The following is a 19,252-nucleotide window of genomic DNA, read 5'->3' on the forward strand; positions in this document are numbered from 1 at the left end:
GTGCAGTCGCTCGGACGCGAGAGCTGGGGCTACAAGTCGGACGAGTACCGCGATACGCAGACGAACGCCGTCGTCCTGAAGCCTTGGGATGTCGCTCCCAAGAAAGCGACCGTATTGAATAACGGACAACCCCTTGACATCAGCGTTGATTTAACGCCATGGTATTGGAGAGACAAGCCTTATTTGCGCATCCGCCATTTGCCAGTCAACGAATTGGCCGGCGAAGTACTGGTGTTAAAGCTTGAGTTTGACGAGGCACTCAGCAAATGAGAGCGCTTGCGACCGCAAACGGGAGGGATAAGGAATGAAAGTCGGATTTGTCGGATTGGGCAACATGGGATTTCCAATGGCGCTTAACTTAATGAAGGCCGGCTTCGAAGTGTACGGGAAGAACCGCAGCCAGGGCAAAGAGCGGGAGTTCGCCGCCAAGGGAGGCCGTACGGGATTGTCGTTGGCCGAGCTGGCCGCGCAGATGGACGTCGTCCTGACCTGCCTCCCGCTGCCGGCGGACGTCGAGGGCGTATACTCCGGCGCCGAGGGACTGATCGCGAACGCCCGTAAAGGTCTTGTGCTGATCGATTGCAGCACCGTATCGCCGGAGCTGAGCCGCAAGCTGTACGCTCAGGCCTCCGAGGCCGGCGTCGAATTCCTCGATGCGCCGGTCAGCGGCGGAACGACCGGTGCGGAAGCCGGAACGCTCAGCGTTATGGTCGGCGGCCGCGAGGATGTGTTTAACCGCGTGCATAGCGTGCTTGAGGCGTTCGGCAAGTCGATCCGCTTCGTCGGCGATGCGGGGAGCGGCTCCGCGGTCAAGCTGATCAACCAACTGATGGTCGGCATTCATACGCTCGCGGTCGGAGAAGCGTATGCGCTGGCGGAGCAGGCGGGACTGGATTCCGACAAGCTGTTCGGCATCCTGAACGACAGCTTTGCCCAAAGCAAAATTATGGAGCGCCATTACACGCAATTTATCGCCAAGGATTCCTTCCGGCCGGGCTTCGCCTTGAAGCTGCTTGCCAAGGATATGAATCTGGCTGCGGATATGGGGGCGGCCTCCCAGGTGCGGCTGAACGCCGGCAAGCGGGCTCAGGCTCTGATCAACCAGGCGGTGCTCGAGGGCTACGGCGACACGGATATGTCCGGTATGTACAAGTTCCAGGTGACGGAGGACCGGAAGCGCCGGGAGTCCGGCGAGCGCAAGCATTTCGCCGTATTCCTGCCGATGCTTGATCCGGAGAAGAGCGTCAAATACCGTGCCGAGCACCTGCAATTCCTTGCCGACAACCGCGCGGAGGGCAGACTTCATGCCAACGGCCGCTTCGTCGACGGCGCCGGCGGCCTGGTCATCTACCGCGGCTCCTCTCTCGAAGAGGTGGAGAGCCTGGTCCAGCAGGATCCGTACGTCAAGACCGGCGCGCGCGGCTACGAAATTCACGAATGGGAAATCGTGCTGGCCGATAACTGAGCTGCTGCCGGCGCGGCTGAGCTATAAAGTTTCTGATAGCGGCTGGGAGGCGCCTTGTGATGGAAAGCGGCATGAAGCAGCCGGCTCCGGCCGGCAACAGGCTATCCAAGGACGCGTCGCTGACGCTGGTGCTGCAAGGGCTGTTCACCTTCGCGTATGCGCTGTCGAACACCTTCCTGAATCTGTTACCTGTGGCGGCTGACACCCGACAATCCGGGCTATATCGTCATCTTCTCCATGGCATTCCTGTTTTACTTCGCGACGGGGCTGCTCAGCCGCCGGATCCAAAATGTCGTGCCGGCGCGCAAGACGTACTATCTCCGTCATATGGCGATTGTTTTCAGACGGGATCCGGCTTGGCGCAACAAATTATTGAACAGGCCATTCCTCCCTCTTAGAAGAAGTCCCGGAACCAGGCTCGTCTGCCCGGGATTGTTCATTATCTCGCCGCGCCGGCCATCTCGTCTTCCGCCTGGTATTCCGAAGAGTGGCGCCGGGCTACTCCCGTTCGGACTGCCGCCTGGATGACGGCATCGCGCACTTTCGCCACGACCTTCTCGTTGAAGATGCTCGGGATGACGTACTGATCGTTCAATTCGTTGTCGGTCACGATGGAGGCGATCGCGCCGGCCGCCGCCAGCTTCATCTCTTCGTTGATCAGCGAAGCCCGGCAGTCGAGCGCTCCTCTAAAAATGCCGGGGAAACAGAGCACGTTATTGATCTGATTCGGATAGTCGCTGCGTCCCGTCGCCAGCACGCGAACGAACGGCGCCGCGATCTCCGGATCGATCTCCGGCTCCGGATTCGCCATCGCGAACACGATCGCGTCGGAAGCCATCTGCTGCAAGTCCTGCACCTTTAGCACGCCGGGGCCCGACACGCCGATGAATACGTCCGCTCCCCGGATGGCGTCGGACAGCGAGCCGCCGACCCGCTCCGGATTCGTCAAGGAGGCAACGCGGTTCAGCGCCGGATTCCCGTAATCGTTGCCGGATACGAGCGCTCCGCACCGATCGACCGCGATCAGGCGGCGCACGCCCGCCGCGAGCAGCATGTCGATGCAGGACGCGCCTGCCGCGCCGATGCCGCAGACGACGACTTTGATCGAATCGAGCGATTTGCCGACGAGCCGCAGCGCATTGAGCAGGCCGGCCAGGATGACGACGGCCGTCCCGTGCTGGTCGTCGTGAAAGACCGGGATATCGAGTTCTTCCTGCAGCCGGCGCTCGATCTCGAAGCAGCGGGGCGAACTGATGTCTTCGAGATTGATGCCTCCGAAGGTCGGGGAGAGCAGCTTGACGGTTCGGATGATCTCTTCCGGGTCTTGCGTCTTCAGGCAGATCGGGAACGCATCCACGTTGGCGAATTGCTTGAACAGCACCGCCTTTCCTTCCATGACGGGCATCGCCGCCTCGGGACCGATGTTGCCGAGCCCGAGCACCGCCGAACCGTCGGAGACGACAGCGACGGTATTGCGCTTGGCCGTCAGCGTGAACGCTTTGGACGGATCGTCATGAATCGCCAGGCTGACGCGGGCGACGCCGGGCGTGTAGACGCGGGACAAATCCTCCCGGTTCTTGATCGGCATTTTGGGCATCACCTGGATTTTGCCGCCCAGATGGGCGAGGAACGTGCTGTCGGATTCGTGCACGATGCGGATCCCGGGCAAGGACCGGATGCTGTCGGCCACGCGCCGGTGGACGTCGAGGTTCAGGTGGACCGTGATATCGCGGATCGTCGTGTCCTTCCCCGCGCGGATCATGTCGACCGCGACAATATCGCCGCCGGCGCCGTTGACGGCGGTGGCGACTTCTCCGAACGTCGCCTGGGCCGGGTTTATCTCCAGCCGGAAAATCATCGTTGTGGTCATGGACATCGTGATTCGCTCCCTCCTTATGGCTGAGGCGACATGGAGCTGCGGACCGGATTGACCAGCGATCCGATCCCTTCGATTCGGCATTCCACGATGTCGCCGTCCCGGACCGCTCCGGCGCCCGCCGGAGTCCCGGTCAAGAGGACGTCGCCCGGCTGCAGCGTCATGAAGCGGCTGATATACGCGATCATCCGGTCGATCGGCAGGATGATGCGCTCTATCGAGCTGTTCTGCTTCTCCGCGCCGTTGACCCGCGATTGAATGCCGGCGTTCCGATAGTCGAACGACGTGACGAGAACCGGCCCGAGCGGGCAGAACGTATCGAACGATTTGCCGATCGTCCAGTGGCCGTCGGGGTGGAAGAAGCCCGGCACGGCGACGTCGTTGGCGACCGTGAAGCCGAAGATATGGCTGTCCGCGTCCTCCGGGCGGATGTCGCGGCAGCGCTTGCCGATCACCACGGCCAGCTCGGCCTCGAATTGAACTTCCCGCACGCCGGGCGGCGCCACGATCGGCTCGCCGGGACCGATGACGGCGGTCTGGGGCTTGAAGAACAGGATCGGCAGCTCGGGGGCGTCCGGCTTTGCCGCCCCTTCGGCGGCGAAATTCTTCCCGATGCCGATGATGTGCCTTGGCTCGAGCGGTGCTTTCAGGACGACATCGGTCAAACGGTCCGCTCGTCCGGCGAGAGACGGTCCGTCGAAGAGACAGCCCGTGTATTCCCTGACGACGTCTCCGTCGAGAACGCCGCCGCGAACGGTCGAGTCATCCGCCGTCGCGAAGCGAACGTAGGTCGTCAATCGTATCACATCTCCCATGATGTTCATTATAATGAACGATGTATTGTATATTGCACAAACACATCCTCTTACATTTCCATAGATTTGTCAATGGGGAGATGTCGAGCTGATCATGTCGGCTATGGCAGACGCCTTCCCTGCATTAATCGCCGGGAGAGAGACGCGCCGCCAGTTCGTTTATTTCCTTGAGCGCCGCGTCCCGCTTGCCTTCCCAGTGATGAACCGGCATGGAGCAGCTGACCGCCGCGGCGGCGGAGCCGGTAGCGTCGCGAACGGGAGCGGCGACGCAACAGAATCCCATGATGCCTTCCTGGATGTCGGTGGAGTAGCCTTGCAGCCGTACCTTTTTCAGCTCTTCGAAGAGAGCTTCGCGCGAGCCGATCGTGTGCACGGTGATTTTGGGCAGCGTCTCCTCGGGGAACAGACGGCGCAGCTTTGCTTCGTCCATGCCCGACAACAGCGACTTGCCGAGGCCGGTGGCGTGAGCGGGGAAGCGGACGCCCGGTCCGGACACCATCTGGACGGGACTCGGAGCCTCGACTTTCGCCAAATACAGCGTGTCGGCGCCCTCAAGCACGGCCAGCTGAATCGATTCCTGAAGCCGGTTCATGACCGGTTCGGCCAGCCGGCGGAATTCTTCGACCAGATCGTATTGGCGGAAGAACCCGCTGCCGAACCGGCCGAGGGCGGAGCCGACGGCATAGGTTTCGTTGCGGTCCCGGGTGATCCACTGCAGCCGCTCCATTGTCTGCAGCAGGGAATAGAGAGTGCTTTTGCTGATATTCAGTTTCTTGGCCAGATCGGACAGCTTCCAGCGATTCGGTTCATCGGTAAGTACCGTCAAAACGGCATGCGCGCGGTCCAGGGCGGGGACGCTGTACTTTTGGTCCAAAGGGGATCCATCCTTTCGGTTTTTCGGTTGAAATCGTACGGTGCGGGTATTCTCTTAAAAAACATTTATGGCCTTGCCGGGCCGCGGCTAGGATAAATGGGACCCGCGCGTTTGGCATTATGAACTACATTCCGATGCTACCATCGGCCTAAAGCGTCGTCAAATGGAGCGACAAGGCAAGTAAACAGCGGATCGAGAGGCTGTCGCCGAGTATTGACCATCCGGGGCAGGAGGTGTACACTCAAATTGCAATATCAAGAACGTTGTTCATTATAATGAACAAACGGAAGAAGAACGGGTTCGCCCGCGGAAATGCCGAAGGAGGAGAAGCGATTGCGTTATGTCCAAGTGAATCGCCTGCAGGTGGCTGCGGAGCTTTATGAGTTTGTGAATGCAAAAGCGCTTCCCGGAAGCGAAGTGACGACGGAGCGGTTCTGGTCCGGCTTCGACGCTCTCGTACACGATCTGGCTCCCAAGAATCGGGAACTGCTCGCCGAACGGGATCGTCTACAGCGTCTGATCGACGATTGGCACCGGAATCGCAAAGGCGGCTTCGACTTGGCGGCGTATAAGTCGTTCTTGCACGAAATCGGCTATCTGGAGCCTGATGCCGGCGATTTCACGGCCACGACGGACAATGTGGACGACGAGGTCGCGCTGCTGGCGGGTCCGCAGCTGGTCGTGCCGGTAAACAACGCGCGGTATGCCTTGAACGCCGCAAACGCGCGGTGGGGCAGCCTGTACGACGCGCTTTACGGAACGGACGCGGTAATCGAGGAGAATGGGGCGCAGCGGACGAAGGAGTACAATCCGGTCCGCGGCGAGAAGGTTATCGCGTTCGCGAAGCGTTTCCTTGACGATTCGTTCCCGCTTCTTGAAGGCTCTCATCGGGATGCGGTCGCCTATGCCGCCTCCGCCGGCCGCCTGCTCGTCGGCTTGACCGACGGGACGAAGACCGGGCTGAAGCGGCCCGAACAGTTCGCCGGCCATCAGGGCTCTGAAGAAGCGCCCGCGGCGGTGCTGCTTCGTCATCACGGCCTGCACGCGGAGATTCAGATGGATCGCAGCCACCCCATCGGACGGACGGATCCGGCCGGCATCAAGGATATCGTGCTGGAGTCGGCGCTCACGACCATTATGGACTGCGAAGATTCCGTCGCGGCCGTCGACGCCGAGGACAAAATGCAGGTGTACGGCCATTGGCTCGGCTTGATGAAGGGAGATCTGACCGCCTCGTTCGAGAAGGACGGCCGTGCGCTGACGCGGACGCTGAATCCCGACCGGAGCTACCTATCGCCACAAGGGGAACCTTTCACCCTGCCGGGGCGCTCGCTCCTGTTCATCCGCAACGTCGGACATTTGATGACGACATGCGCCGTGCTGGACAAAGACGGCCGGGAAGTGCCGGAGGGCATTCTGGACGCGGCCGTGACGAGCGTTATCGCCAAACATGCGCTTCTGAACAATGGCCGGTTCGTCCATTCGCGGAAGGGGTCGGTGTATATCGTCAAACCGAAGATGCACGGCCCGAAGGAAGTCGCGTTCGCGAACGAGCTGTTCGACCGGGTGGAAGACATGCTTGGCATGGAGCGGCATACGCTGAAGATCGGTCTCATGGACGAGGAACGCCGCACATCGATCAATCTGAAGGCGTGCATCCGCGAGGTGAGGCACCGGATCGTGTTCATCAACACCGGATTTCTGGACCGGACCGGGGACGAGATTCATACGTCGTTGGAAGCGGGACCGATGATTCGCAAGAACGATATGAAGTCGTCCCGCTGGCTGCAAAGCTATGAGCAGGCGAACGTATCCACGGGGCTGCGCTGCGGGATGCAGGACCGCGCCCAGATCGGCAAAGGCATGTGGGCGATGCCGGACCGGATGAACGAGATGCTGCAGCAGAAGATCGCCCATCCGCAAGCCGGTGCCGACACCGCATGGGTGCCATCGCCGACGGCGGCGACGCTGCATGCGCTGCATTACCATCAGGTCGATGTGCGCGAAACGCAGAATCGGCTGAAGGAAGCGCCCGCCGCCGACTGGCTTGACGATCTGCTTAACATTCCGGTGGAGCGCCATCCCGAGTGGAGCCCGGAGGAGATTCAGCAGGAGCTGGACAACAACGCGCAGGGCATTCTGGGCTATGTCGTTCGCTGGGTCGAGCAAGGCATCGGCTGTTCCAAGGTGCCTGACATCCGGAATGTCGGGCTGATGGAGGACCGGGCGACGCTTCGCATCTCGAGCCAGCATATCGCCAACTGGCTGAGGCATGGCGTCTGCACCGAGGAGCAGGTGAGGGAGACGATGAAGCGGATGGCCGCGGTGGTGGATCGGCAGAATGCGGGAGACCCGGCGTATCGGCCGATGGCGCCCGGCTTCGACGATTCCGTGGCATTCCAGGCCGCTTGCGAGCTGGTCTTCGCGGGAGCGAGCCAGCCGAACGGCTATACCGAGCCGATCCTGCACCGCCGCCGCCTCGAGTTCAAGGCCCGGGAGGCCCAGCGGGCGTGAGACGGGTAGCCATTCGTCCGCCCGACTGAGAGATAGCGGGGAGATGGAGCTATGCGGGGAATGGCCATTCTGATGCTGTACAATCTGATCGGCATTGCCGGGAACAAGCTGCTGCACGTGCCGCTGCCCGGCAACGTGATCGGCATGATGCTGCTGGCCGCCTCGCTGCTGGCGGGGTGGGTCAAGCTCGCCTGGCTGGAGCAGTCGGCGCAATATTTGCTGAAGCATATGATGCTTTTTTTCGCTCCGACGATTGTGGGCGTCATCTCTTATTTCGGCGACATCGGGGCGCAGTGGCTGCCGATCGTCGTCAATCTGTTCGTCAGCACGGCGCTGGTCATGATCGTGACCGGTTGGGTCACGGGCAAGCTGGCCGCCGGCTCCGTAGAGGAGGAAGGGGACCATGGATGAGCTGCGGGCGTTTGCGGGCGAGCCGATGTTCGGCGCGGCGCTGACCGTCGGCGCCTATGCGCTGGCTTTGCGTCTGCACCGGCGTTGGCGGCGGCTGCATCCGCTGTTCGTCGCGACCGGCCTGATGATCGCGTTCCTGCTGCTGACGCATATCCCTTACGAGCAGTATCGTCAGGGCGGGGATATCATTACCTTTTTTCTCGGGCCGACGACCGTTGCGCTGGCGGTGCTGCTCTACAAAGCCGTTCTGACGATGCGCCGCCATCTAAGGGCGGTAGCTGTCGGCGTCGTCTGCGGCTCGGCTGCGGGGCTCGCTTCGTCCGCGCTTGTCGTATGGCTGCTCGGCGGATCGCGGGAACTGCTGCTGACGATGCTGCCGAAGTCGTCGACATCGGCGATCGCGATCGAGATTGCCGGCGGACTGGGCGGCAATCCGCAGCTGGCCGGCGTGTTCACCGTGCTGACGGGTCTTATCGGCAGCATGTTCGGTCCCGCGATGCTGAAGCTGCTGCGCCTAAGGAGCGACACGGCGATTGGAGCCGCAGTCGGCACGGCCGCGCACGGCATCGGCACCGGCCGACTCGTGCGCGAGTCCGAGACGCAGGCCGGCATCAGCGGGTTGGCCATGAGTCTGACGGGCGTCGTCGTCAGCATGCTGACGGTGCCGCTGAACGGGTGGATGTAGCGCGGGCCGGAGCATGCATAAAGCAAAGTTACGATCGCTGCCGCCGCCGGCACTCGCCTGCTGCGGATCGTAGAGGACAACGTGGCGGCGTTTGCCGCCGGACAGCCGGTCAATGTCGTCTCATCCGAAAATATTTGGTCCGTATCATGGCATTAGGCTGCTTTTCCGTGTGTATACCGATTATATTAATTGGCACCGTATACTATCGTTATACGGAACGAATGACCCTTAATCAGATCGAGGACGAAGCGGATTCTTCGCTGATGTTCTCCCAAGACCGAGTAGAAAAAATTCTTCAGGCGCTTGAACTCGATTCCTACCGATTAGTCACCAGCAAAATCGTTCAAGATTCCCTGGATAATTCTCATTTCGATAAGGATCTTATTTTACACGGCGATTTCATCGCCCGCGGCGCCTGTCACCTGTATGCGGCCGATCCGATCAAATGCGGCGGGCTGCTGAGCGCGAAACGGGCCGCCACGCTATGCCGGGCGTTCGGCATCCATTACGTGCCGCACAATACGACCCGCGGCATCGGCTTCGCGGCCGCCCTGCATCTGGCGGCCAGCACGCCGGAGTGCAACAGCTACAATGAATCGAGAAAAACAATTTGCGCGGACAGATGCTGCGGACGGAATTCAATGTAAGCCAAGGGCGAATCCGCGTGCCCGACGGTCCGGGTCTCGGCATCGAACCGGACGAGGAGAAAATGAACAGTCTGCTGACCGTCGTGAAATAAAGAATACAAGTTGGTTGCGCGGACATAATGGTTTAATACTTGTATTCAAGAATAAGATGCGGAGGCGCTAATGCAATGTCGAATAAAAAAAACTATTATGCGTTTGAGGCCCCATCCGGCACCATAATCGAATTTAAAGCGACCAGCCTGCAGCAGGCCATGACGATGAAAAAGACAAAGGCTCGCGAACTGGGCATTCCCAAAGAAGCTTTCGAGCTCAGAACGATACGCAAGAAACCGACACAGACCGCCTGACTTGGTATTTCATAGAGAGACGTATTCCGAATCAAGTCCGCGTAGCCCGCGGGCTTTTTTTAATAAACGATCCCCCTTATCCGAGAAATGTGAAATTAGGCTGAATATAACGCGGCTTTGAGCCGATGAAAGATACAGAAGCACCCATGGAAATTATTGAAATTAGTGGGCGATGAAGGGCTGGGCTTATCATGAGCGAAAATATGAAATACTTTTTTTATTTTGTCCTTATTCTTGTAGGACTCTCCGTACTTCAAAAGCTTCTTAAAGGAAAAGGCAATACCTCGTCGCGCAGAAACCAAGCGAGACCTATTCGTAATTCCTCTCACCACTCGTATTCCAGCACTTCATCCCGGATCGTTGGTAGTCGGACTGGCGATGTTTACTTAGGATCTAATGAGAGTATTGTACAAGAGGTTGTAATTACCGAGGTCATGAGCGGGGTATTAGAGGTTGATGCAGATGGGCAGGGCAATGAAGAATTTAGCGAAAACAATTGGGATGATACTTCGGAGAGTTTCGATTCATACGACGACTCGGAAGGCGGAGACAGCTATGACGATGGGGGTTCTGACAGCTCAGATAGCGGAGACAGCTCTGATTGAAACGTAAACCAATTTTATAAAAAAGAGAAATTTGTCTGCTATGGCCAAGAGAAAGAGGAGAAGGAAGGACAGTACAACAGAATCGTTGCTTGCGGGGCTTTTACTCCTGTCTCTCTGTGCGGGTTTGAAACTTTTCGGGACGATGACTGGTGCTGCGATCACCTGCGGTTAACTCACAAACGACTGGTATGGGTCAAGTCAATTAAGATGTTCTCCAGTTCATTATCGTGCCAGTAAATTTCGGCACGCATGCGGCAGCCAACAGGCAATAAAGGAATCTCAAGCTTTAAATTGGAGTAATTATTTTCATTTAAGGTGAAGGGTTGCTCGGCTAGTGGATTAGAAAGATCATCCAAGTTGTGGATCTTGAGATGGCCTTCCCTGGACGCAATTCTCACTCGTTCTGTGCTTAAACGCGTCACAAAAGTGACCGTCGTTTTTTCGGGAAGGAACGGCAGATCCAGAGATATGCTGGGGTAGTCATTTTTCGGCGCATCTGTGATGCGTTCTACGACGGGTTCATGAGCAAATAGCGTGAAGTTTTTTTTGTTGGATCGTCTGGAGGAATGATAAGGTGGAACAAGCAGCGGTACCGCAATTCGTTTTGGCGTGTCAAAAAGTTATATTCGAGCGTATAGGTCGGCCCTTTAAGCCACGCCCAGATGTCTCTCTCGAGCGTTTCAGGATGGCCAATGTATATGTATTTGACGACAGCGTTAATTGTAATGTTCGAACCGAGATCAGTTGCACCTGTGAAGCAGGAACGACTTTTTGCATACGGTAGACAGGTCTCCCTCCGGTTGAGCGACTAGCTATCGGCTGCGCAAGTAAAAAGCGGCGATGCGGGATAAGCCCCGCACCGCCGTTTTCAGTCTCCGGCTTCGGATTACCCCACCGCCTCGCGCTTGCGGAAGAACGTCTTCAGCGCGTGGTAAATCTCGTTTTTCTCCTTGATGACGTAGTAGAGGAACTGCGGATGGTCCAGATGCTTGTAGGCCGACATCAGCGTGCTGCTGCGGTTGTACTGGTTCACTTCCCCGTATCCGAAAATATTGGCGCGCTGCATGATCTCGTGGATGAGACGGACGCAGCGCTCGTTGTCGCTCGTCAGGTTGTCGCCGTCGGAGAAGTGGAACGGGTAAATGTTGTAGCTGCTGGACGGAAAGCGGCTGTCCATGATCTCCAGGGCTTTGATGTAGGCGGACGAACAAATGGTGCCGCCGCTTTCCCCGCGCGTGAAGAATTCTTCCTCGGTCACTTCCTTCGCTTCCGTATGATGCGCGATAAAGACGATCTCCACCTTTTCATACTGGCGTCTGAGAAATCTCGTCATCCAGAAGAAGAAGGAGCGCGCGCAATATTTCTCGAAGCTTCCCATCGAACCCGACGTATCCATCATGGCGATGATGACGGCGTTGTTCTGGGGCTTCACGATATCCTCCCATGTCTTGAAACGCAAGTCGTCCGGCGAGATGCCGGCGATTCCGGGATGTCCGTCCCGGGAGTTCCGCCGCAGATTCTCCAGAATGGTCCGCTTCTTGTCGATGTTGGACATGATGCCCTTGCGCCGCACGTCGTTGAAGCGGACGTCCTTCACCTCGATCTCTTCCTTGTCCTTGCGCTTCAGATAAGGAAGCTCCAATTCTTCGAACAGCAGGCTTTCCAGTTCCTCGATCGAGATCTCGGCTTCGACGACGTCCTCCCCCGGCTGATCGCCGGCGCCGCCCTCCCCTTTGCCGGGGCCGCTGGCCGGATCGGTTCCAAGTACGTCGCCGACTTGGCTGTCCCCGCTGCCCTGGCCGACATGCTTGCTCTTGTTATGGTTGTAGACGAACCGGTATTCGTCCAGGCTGCGAATCGGAATCTTGATGATTTGCCTGCCGTCGGACAGAATGATGTTCTCCTCCGACAGCAGATCGGGCAAGTTCTGCTTGATCGCTTCGCGAACCTTCTGCTGATGCCGGGACTGATCCTGGTATCCTTTGCGATGAAGCGACCAATCGTCCTTCGACACGATAAACAAAGGTTCACTCATTCTATAAGCACCTCCGTAAGCAGGGTTGTCTCGGCTCTTGTGAAAAAGGGGAGTGTTAACAGAATATTCAAACGGCAGAAGAGTGATGTCGGGACAAGTGTCGAAAATTCGGCCTCAATCGTTCGCAAAATCGCGGAAAGCTTGAGAGCGGCGCGGGTTCGCGATGCGGAGGAGCGAATGATTCCTAAAAAATCGAATATGAATTATTTAATTCTATGCGGCGGAGGCGCTTGCCATGACGTTCCTTCCCTTTGAAGAGATCCTCCGGAGGAAATACGACGAGCTGTCGCCCGGTCAGAAGAAGGCGGCGGACCACTTGATGAACAATCTGGAGGCTAGCAGCTACGGAACGCTGGCCGCGATCAGCCGGGAAGCGGGCGTCAGCGAGACGACAATCATTCGGCTGTCCGGCACCTTGGGCTTCCGCGGCTATTCGGATATGCAAAGCCGAATCAGGGACCAGATTCTTCTCTCGGGGCGGCGGAGGGGGAATCCGGACGAAGAAGGAGCGAGCGACGGCAGCCCCTTCGAGCGTTCGATCGAGCGAGAGATGGACATTTTGCGGCAGATGAAAAACGAACTCGATCCCGGGCTGCTGATGCAAGTCGCGAAGCGGATCGCAGAGGCGGACCAGATCGCGGTCATCGGCACGCGAACGGCGGGGGCCGCCGCGGATTGGCTGGCGATGACGCTTGGCTGCTGGCGGGAGCGGGTCCTGTCGGTGCCGCCGGACGGGGATAAGTATCGCGCGCTGCTCGATCTGACGGGGCGGTCGGCCGCGATCGCGATTTCTTTTCCGCGCTATGCGAGAGCGACGCAGCGGTTCGCCGAAGGCGCAAAGAAGGCGGGAGCAACGCTGGTGGCGGTTACCGACAGCCCGCTGTCGCCGATCGGGCGAATCGCGGATTTTACGCTGCTTACCCGCAAGAACCGGGACGAGACCGGCCTCGATTCGATCGCCTCCGTCATCAGCCTGCTGAACCTGATGGTCATCGGCGTCAGCCTGCAGGGGAAAGAGGAAGGAACTCGCCGCTTGCAAAGGCTGGAAGCCATCTGTTCCGATCGTGGCGATCGGTTAGAGTAAGTTCGAAAAGGGATTTTTCTTCCGCCGCGGCTACAGTCCGCGAAATGTCCCAAATCGTTCATGGCCGCTTCCGCATCGAATGGGGTATGATGGAAACAAGCGATCATGCGACACGACAACCGACCCATCAGCCTTTGGCTGACGATAACGGTTGCGGCATACGATAACGGTTGCATGGAGGAGGAAACACGGTGTTTAAAAATTACGTATCGATCGGCGCGATCATCGCGCTGCTGGCGGTCGCCTTCGGGGCGTTCGGAGCCCATTCGCTTAAAGACCACCTTTCGGAGGATGACCTGTCCGTGTTCGAGACCGGCGTCCGCTACCAGATGTACCACGGACTCGGCGTGCTTCTCGTCGCGCTGCTGTCCGACCGGCTCGGCAACGGCAAGCTCGTTCTGTGGTCCGCGAGGCTGCTCACGATCGGCGTCGTGCTGTTCTCGGGAAGCCTGTACGCGCTGGCGATGACGGGAATCGACGCGTTCGGGCCGATTACGCCGATCGGGGGCGTTGCCTTCCTGGCCGGCTGGTTCTGCCTGGCGCTCTCCGTCCGCGGGGCAAAGCGATAGACGCCGGGGCTTCGCCCTCCCGATTGCAGGCCGGCGAGTCCGCGACCGGAAATCTCTGTTCAGGCGGCAGGGCAATGTTTTATAATGAGAGCAGAGAACATTTGCCAAAGTCTACCGTCAGGGAGGAAGGACGTCGACAAAGTGAGCGGATGGTTCGACAAATCGTCAATCCAACTCGAACTGCTGAATTCGATCTACAACAGTCCGGTCACGATTGCCGTTCTTGACCATCATGGGTTGATTCGGGATTTGAACCGGGATCCCTACGACATTTTCGGCTATCACGGCGAGGAGATGCTGGGAGGGCGATTCGCCGATTGGCTGGACGAAGACTCCTACGACGACGCCGTTCAGACGTACCGGCGAACGATAGCCGGCGAGAAGTGCACGCAATCGATCCGCGTCGTGGGCAAGTCGGGGCAGACGGTCAATCTGAACGTGTTCACGGCTCCGCTCGTCAAGGACGAAGAGACCATCGGCGTGGTCATCTTCATGAACGACGTCAGCGACCATAAACGTTCGCTGGACCGAATCCACTACATGGCTTATTACGACGATATGACGGGATTGCCGAATCGACGCCATTTCACTCAATGTCTTGAAGATCGGCTGGATCGAATAGGCGGGGACGACTGCCGGCTCGCCGTCTGCTATCTTGACGTGGATCGATTCAAGCTGGTGAACGCGTCGTTCGGGAGAGACGCCGGCGATATTTTACTGCTTCAGATCGCGGAACGGCTTACCCGGTTTTTCCATGAGCCGGATTCGCTTGCCCGCATGGAAGGGGACGAGTTCGCGGGGATGCTGGCCGTTCGGGACATTCAGGACGCGGGCGATCGGCTGGAGGAACTGATCCGGCTGTTCGATAATCCGTTCGAGCTCGGCGGCGTTCCGCTCCATGTTTCGGTTAGCATCGGAGTCATGATCGGGGGAGGGACGGATGAAGACGCGTCGGCGCTGCTCAAGAAGGCCGATACCGCCCTGTACAGGGCGAAAGAGAACGGAAGGAACGACTATTCCTTCTATACGGACGATGTCGAACACGACGCCTTACACAAGCTGACGCTGCAGCACGAGATGATGAACGCGCTGCAGAATCATGAATTTCTGCTGCATTACCAGCCTCAATACGATCTGGAAAGCGGGCGGATCGTCGGGCTGGAGGCGCTGGTCCGATGGAACCATCCGGTTCGGGGGCTTGTACCGCCCGGGGAATTCATCCCGGCCGCCGAAGAGAGCGGCATTATCGTTCCGTTGGGAGACTGGGTGCTTCAGGAAGCTTGCCGCCAGAACAAGGAATGGCAGGAGGCCGGAATGGCTCCGATTCCGGTCTCCGTCAATCTGTCGTTCCGTCAGTTCACGCAGCGGAATTTGATCGGCAAGATCGCTTCCGTCCTGAAGCAGACCAGCCTTGATCCGCAATATTTGGAGCTGGAAATTACGGAGAGCATCACGATGGATCTGGATCGGGCCTCTCTCTTTCTAAAAGAAGTGCGGGAGCTGGGGGTCGGGATCAGCATCGACGATTTCGGCACCGGGTACAGCTCTTTCCATTACTTGCGCCACTTCCCGATCGGCTGCCTGAAGATCGACCGCTCGTTCGTTCAGGATATCGTAGGCAATTCGAACAATGCGGCGATCGTCTCGGCGATCATCGACATGGCGCATAATCTGCAAATGGACGTGATCGCCGAAGGCGTCGAGACGATCGAGCAGGTCAGCTTCTTGCGGAACCGGGGATGCGACGAAATGCAAGGCTATTACGGCAGCCCTCCGGTCCCCGGCCATCGGATCGCCGAACTGATGGCGGAGCCCGGAGAAGCGTCCGCGTTCTGACACGAAAAACGCAGCAAAGCCGCAAGCTCTTCGGGAGCCTGCGGCTTTGCTGCGTCCGGGGGAAGTCGCGGATCTCGGCCCCGGCCGGCCGTCGTTGCTATCCGTCGACGAAATCGTCCACCTCGTTCAACCGGATGGAGTACACCCTCTTCTCGTCCACGTGGTAGAGAGTGAGCAGCTCTTTGTCCGGATCGTAATTGACGACCCGGCATGGCATGCTCATCTTGACTCCTTTGCCCCTGTTGACGTTCACCCGAATCAGCTTGTTCGAATTAATGTAGCCGCGGATTCGAGAATCCAAATCATCCGCAGGCGGAGGCTCGGGAAGCGGCGTCTGAGACAATTCCTGTTCGATTCTGGCTCCCAGCTGAATGCCGGATTGAATGCGAAAGTCGGCGAATTCTCCGGCGTTCAGCGCATGCAGCAGCCGTTCCATCGCCACCCCGTTGGTGGGAGCATGGACGAGAATTTCGACCTGAAACAGGAAGGAATCGTCTTCGGAAGTTTTGTTCGTTTTCATAGTCCGTTGATGCCTCCGTCAAACATGAGGTACGCCTGGACATACCTTGTCATCAATATAGCATGTTTCGGGCGAACGACATAGTTCTTTTTGGTCATTCGCCCGGCTTTTTGGCGGGACGAATGGTCCGGGTTCGCGCATAAAATGAGTCAAAGGAATCAGAAACAAGATGCTGCATCGCAGCCGCGAGTTCGATTTCTTTTCGATAGGAGGAGCCCGGTTCTTCCTATTCCCCCATCTGCAAAAAAGCCGTTCGCGGCTCGGGAGGTGGAACGTATGATTCGACTTGTTCCCATCGAGATCGAAGGAGGAACGGCGCTCGGCGCGGAAGTGCTCCTGCCGGGAACGACGCTGCTGGCCGTCACGATCGGGGACGGCTACATCATGTGCGGCGCCCTGGACGTGCAATTGCTGAACGATCGGCTCAAAGACCGCCGGATTATCGCCGGCCGGGCGGTCGGCGTCCGAACGTTCGAGCAGCTGCTGGACGCCCCGCTGGAATCCGTCACCGATACGGCGCGCGAGCTCGGCATCGAGCCGGGGATGTCCGGCCGCCGCGCATTGGCCGCGATGGCCGCCGCCGCCCGATCCGGCTAAGAAGCTTTTTTACGATTCCGGCCTTACTCGGCTTCGAACAAGCGGCGCAGGCCGGCTTCGTAAGGCGCCCGGACGATGCCCTTCTCCGTAATGATCGCGGTCACCAGATGGTTCGGCGTGACGTCGAAGGCCGGATTGTAGACGGCCACTCCTTCCGGAGCGGTGCGGCGGCCGAACCCTCTGACGACCTCGTCCGGGTGCCGTTCCTCGATCGGGATGTCGGCGCCGCTCTTCGTCGACAGGTCGATCGTCGAGAGCGGACAAGCGACGTAGAACGGGATGTTATGGGCTTTGGCCAGCACGGCGACGCCGTACGTGCCGATCTTGTTCGCTACGTCGCCGTTCGCGGCAACCCGGTCGGTGCCGACGATGACGGCCTGAATCCAGCCCTTGGACATGACGTGCGCCGCCATGTTATCGGTGATGAGCGTGACGTCCACGCCGGCCTGGTGAAGCTCGAAAGCGGTAAGCCGGGCGCCCTGAAGAACGGGACGCGTCTCGTCCGCGAACACCTTCAGCCGGATGCCTTGCTCCAAGGCCAGATAGAACGGCGCGAGGGCGGTGCCGTATTTGGAAGTGGCCAAGCCTCCCGCGTTGCAATGCGTCAGCACGCCCATTCCGTCGGCGAACAGCGTCAGGGCGTTCTCTCCGATCCGGCGGTTCGTCTCCTCGTCCTCGGCCTGAATCCGCTGCGCTTCCGCGAGCAGCTCGCGCAGCGCTTCGGCGGATACGGTCCCCGCGTCGGCTAGCGCCTGCGCTTTCGCCTTCATGCGGTCGAGCGCCCAGAACAAGTTGACCGCCGTCGGCCGCGAGGTGGCGAGATGCTCGGCGTGGCGCCGCACCTCGACCGCCATGCCGGCAGCGTCGCCGGCGTAGTTCCGGACGCCGAGCACGACGCCGTAGGCGGCCGCGATGCCGATGGCGGGAGCGCCGCGCACCTTCAGCTCGCGAATCGCTTCCCAGACGTCCTGGGGCGTCGTCAGCGTCAGATAGACGGTCTCTTCCGGCAGCAGCCGCTGGTCGAGCAGCTTGACCGCGCCGTCCGCCCACTGCACGGGCTGCAGTACATTGGCGGCGGCCGAAGTCGTATGTTCGTTCATGGCGAAGACTCCTTTTTTCCTTATTTAAAGTGCTCCTTCGGCGATGAGGATGACATCTTCGATCGATTCCGCTTGCCGGTTCCGCCGGATGAGGCCGGTGCCGATCGCCAGCGCCAGACGCTGCGCGCGCTCGCGGGCCGCGGCATCGGGGATCGTATCGAGATCGGCGACATGCGCCAGGCCGTAGACGCGGCGGACGGTCTTCGCTCCGGCGAATCCGATCGTGTCCCGCAGAAGGCGAAGCATATAGTCGTCCTGGTATCCCGCCGCCCGGGCGACCCGGTCGACGCCATGCTCGTCCCACAGCCGGCGGAACTTGCCCTCGAACAGCGTCCACACGTCGCGGATCGTCGCCAGCAGCTCGCTGCGACGGTCCCGGCGGGAGACGTCGTCCGCGCTCCAATGCTCCTGCCCCGCGAAATTCAGCAGCAGGTTGCCGATCACGGCGCCGACATCGAAGCCCATCGGGCCGAAATAGGCGAATTCGGGGTCGATCACCTTGGTCGATTCCGGCGTCACGAAGATGCTGCCGGTATGCAGATCCCCATGCAGCAGCGCTTGGGCGCGCGTCAGGAACTTCTCGCGAAGATGAGCCACTTCGAACAGCAGCGCCTCGTCGCGCCAGATCGCTTCGGCCGCGTCGCGGATCGAGTCCTCGATATTGTTCGTTTCCGCGTCGTAATACGGATGGTCGAAGATCAGGTCCTCCGTAATTTTGCACAGATCCGGATTGATGTACGATTGGACGAGCCTTTTCTTATCCTGCTGGTTCATGCCCAGATCGGACGTGAAAAACAGCGTCCGCGCCAGAAACTCGGAGATATGCCCGGCGAACTTCGGATAATGGCCGCCTTCGATCAGGCCGCGGCGCATAATGACGTGATCGCTCAAGTCCTCCATGACGGTGAGCGCCAGTTCATGATCGGCTTTGTAAACGCGCGGGGCCAGGCCCGGGGCCAGCTCTCCTTGCTTGATAAGCGCTTCGCTTTCAATCCGGGCGCGGTCAAGCGACAGCGGCCAAGACTCGCCGACGACCTTCGCGTACGGCAGAGCCTGTTTGACGATCAAGCTGCGGCCCGTCGCCGGCTGGGCGATGTGGAAGACAAGATTCAGATTGCCGTCCCCGATCTCGCGAGAGACAAGCTCTTCGCCGGTGGGGAACACTTCCCGGATCGAGCGGGCGATCTCGATCGCTTCCGCTTCGCTGAGCGGGTGGTAGGAGCTCATATTTCGATTACCTCCGGTAGGATGAAATGAATGGGTTCGGCCTTG

20 protein-coding genes are annotated in these 19,252 nt (G+C 59.2%); 13 read left to right on the top strand and 7 right to left on the bottom strand.

The annotated features are described in order from the left end of the window. Genes H7C18_RS21340 through H7C18_RS21350 form a run of 3 tightly spaced genes read left to right on the top strand, consistent with a single transcriptional unit; the run spans position 1 to position 1,863 of the window. Complete coding sequence (locus H7C18_RS21340) at positions 1-270, top strand: hypothetical protein (RefSeq protein ID WP_185131130.1); 270 nt, start codon at positions 1-3, stop codon at positions 268-270. Positions 271-304: 34 nt separating this feature from the next. Beyond that, on the top strand, positions 305-1,465 hold the full coding sequence (locus tag H7C18_RS21345; RefSeq protein ID WP_185131131.1) for an NAD(P)-binding domain-containing protein: 1,161 nt from the start codon (positions 305-307) through the stop codon (positions 1,463-1,465). 59 nt (positions 1,466-1,524) lie between these two features. Continuing rightward, positions 1,525-1,863: a hypothetical protein gene (locus H7C18_RS21350; protein ID WP_185131132.1), complete on the top strand. Its 339-nt coding sequence runs from the start codon at positions 1,525-1,527 to the stop codon at positions 1,861-1,863. Between the two features lie 41 nt (positions 1,864-1,904). Here H7C18_RS21350 and H7C18_RS21355 read toward each other — a convergent pair whose 3' ends face one another. From H7C18_RS21355 to H7C18_RS21365, 3 genes are all read right to left on the bottom strand, one after another. Further along, complete coding sequence (locus H7C18_RS21355) at positions 1,905-3,341, bottom strand: NAD-dependent malic enzyme (RefSeq protein ID WP_185131133.1); 1,437 nt, start codon at positions 3,339-3,341, stop codon at positions 1,905-1,907. A 17-nt stretch (positions 3,342-3,358) separates the two neighbouring features. Next, on the bottom strand, positions 3,359-4,138 hold the full coding sequence (locus H7C18_RS21360) for a fumarylacetoacetate hydrolase family protein (RefSeq protein WP_238357861.1): 780 nt from the start codon (positions 4,136-4,138) through the stop codon (positions 3,359-3,361). Positions 4,139-4,280: 142 nt separating this feature from the next. Further along, on the bottom strand, positions 4,281-5,030 hold the full coding sequence (locus H7C18_RS21365; protein WP_185131135.1) for an IclR family transcriptional regulator: 750 nt from the start codon (positions 5,028-5,030) through the stop codon (positions 4,281-4,283). A 333-nt stretch (positions 5,031-5,363) separates the two neighbouring features. On the opposite strand from H7C18_RS21365, the gene H7C18_RS21370 reads away from it, so the two are divergent. The 6 genes from H7C18_RS21370 (at position 5,364) to H7C18_RS21395 (ending at position 10,239) form a co-directional block, all read left to right on the top strand. Further along, a complete protein-coding gene (locus tag H7C18_RS21370) occupies positions 5,364-7,544 on the top strand; it encodes a malate synthase G (protein WP_238357862.1) in 2,181 nt (726 codons plus the stop codon). Positions 7,545-7,595: 51 nt separating this feature from the next. Continuing rightward, positions 7,596-7,955, top strand: coding sequence for a CidA/LrgA family protein (locus H7C18_RS21375; RefSeq protein ID WP_185131137.1), 360 nt, complete (start codon positions 7,596-7,598; stop codon positions 7,953-7,955). Next, positions 7,948-8,640: an LrgB family protein gene (locus tag H7C18_RS21380; RefSeq protein WP_185131138.1), complete on the top strand. Its 693-nt coding sequence runs from the start codon at positions 7,948-7,950 to the stop codon at positions 8,638-8,640. Before H7C18_RS21375 ends, H7C18_RS21380 begins: the two co-directional genes overlap by 8 nt. A 221-nt stretch (positions 8,641-8,861) precedes the next feature. Next, positions 8,862-9,287, top strand: a complete 426-nt coding sequence (locus H7C18_RS21385; protein WP_185131139.1) for an enolase C-terminal domain-like protein — start codon at positions 8,862-8,864, stop codon at positions 9,285-9,287. Between the two features lie 167 nt (positions 9,288-9,454). Then, positions 9,455-9,634: a hypothetical protein gene (locus tag H7C18_RS21390; RefSeq protein ID WP_185131140.1), complete on the top strand. Its 180-nt coding sequence runs from the start codon at positions 9,455-9,457 to the stop codon at positions 9,632-9,634. 191 nt (positions 9,635-9,825) lie between these two features. Beyond that, on the top strand, positions 9,826-10,239 hold the full coding sequence (locus H7C18_RS21395; protein ID WP_185131141.1) for a hypothetical protein: 414 nt from the start codon (positions 9,826-9,828) through the stop codon (positions 10,237-10,239). An 886-nt stretch (positions 10,240-11,125) separates the two neighbouring features. Here the strand turns inward: H7C18_RS21395 and yhbH are convergent. Beyond that, positions 11,126-12,274, bottom strand: a complete 1,149-nt coding sequence (yhbH, locus tag H7C18_RS21400) for a sporulation protein YhbH (RefSeq protein ID WP_185131142.1) — start codon at positions 12,272-12,274, stop codon at positions 11,126-11,128. A gap of 235 nt (positions 12,275-12,509) precedes the next feature. On the opposite strand from yhbH, the gene H7C18_RS21405 reads away from it, so the two are divergent. From H7C18_RS21405 to H7C18_RS21415, 3 genes are all read left to right on the top strand, one after another. Beyond that, complete coding sequence (locus H7C18_RS21405) at positions 12,510-13,358, top strand: MurR/RpiR family transcriptional regulator (RefSeq protein ID WP_185131143.1); 849 nt, start codon at positions 12,510-12,512, stop codon at positions 13,356-13,358. 191 nt (positions 13,359-13,549) lie between these two features. Further along, entirely contained in the window at positions 13,550-13,927 is a 378-nt protein-coding gene (locus tag H7C18_RS21410; protein ID WP_185131144.1) for a DUF423 domain-containing protein, read from the top strand. A 141-nt stretch (positions 13,928-14,068) separates the two neighbouring features. Further along, on the top strand, positions 14,069-15,763 hold the full coding sequence (locus H7C18_RS21415; RefSeq protein ID WP_337913864.1) for a putative bifunctional diguanylate cyclase/phosphodiesterase: 1,695 nt from the start codon (positions 14,069-14,071) through the stop codon (positions 15,761-15,763). A gap of 97 nt (positions 15,764-15,860) precedes the next feature. Here H7C18_RS21415 and H7C18_RS21420 read toward each other — a convergent pair whose 3' ends face one another. Next, positions 15,861-16,283 carry a hypothetical protein gene (locus H7C18_RS21420; RefSeq protein WP_185131146.1) on the bottom strand — a complete coding sequence of 141 codons (423 nt, stop codon included), beginning with the start codon at positions 16,281-16,283 and terminating at the stop codon, positions 15,861-15,863. 276 nt (positions 16,284-16,559) lie between these two features. Here H7C18_RS21420 and H7C18_RS21425 point away from each other — a divergent pair, with 276 nt between their 5' ends. Then, entirely contained in the window at positions 16,560-16,880 is a 321-nt protein-coding gene (locus tag H7C18_RS21425) for a YunC family protein (RefSeq protein WP_185131147.1), read from the top strand. Between the two features lie 23 nt (positions 16,881-16,903). Here the strand turns inward: H7C18_RS21425 and mtnA are convergent, their stop codons facing one another. Together mtnA and mtnK are read right to left on the bottom strand one after the other, a co-directional pair. Then, positions 16,904-17,980 (bottom strand): S-methyl-5-thioribose-1-phosphate isomerase, encoded by a 1,077-nt coding sequence (gene mtnA, locus H7C18_RS21430; protein ID WP_185131148.1) that lies wholly within the window; start codon positions 17,978-17,980, stop codon positions 16,904-16,906. Between the two features lie 24 nt (positions 17,981-18,004). Continuing rightward, positions 18,005-19,207, bottom strand: coding sequence for an S-methyl-5-thioribose kinase (mtnK, locus tag H7C18_RS21435; protein ID WP_185131149.1), 1,203 nt, complete (start codon positions 19,205-19,207; stop codon positions 18,005-18,007). Positions 19,208-19,252 lie beyond the last annotated feature (45 nt).

The sequence above is a fragment of the Cohnella zeiphila genome (assembly GCF_014212055.1).
In the GTDB taxonomy this organism is placed as follows: Bacteria; Bacillota; Bacilli; order Paenibacillales; family Paenibacillaceae; genus Cohnella; species Cohnella zeiphila.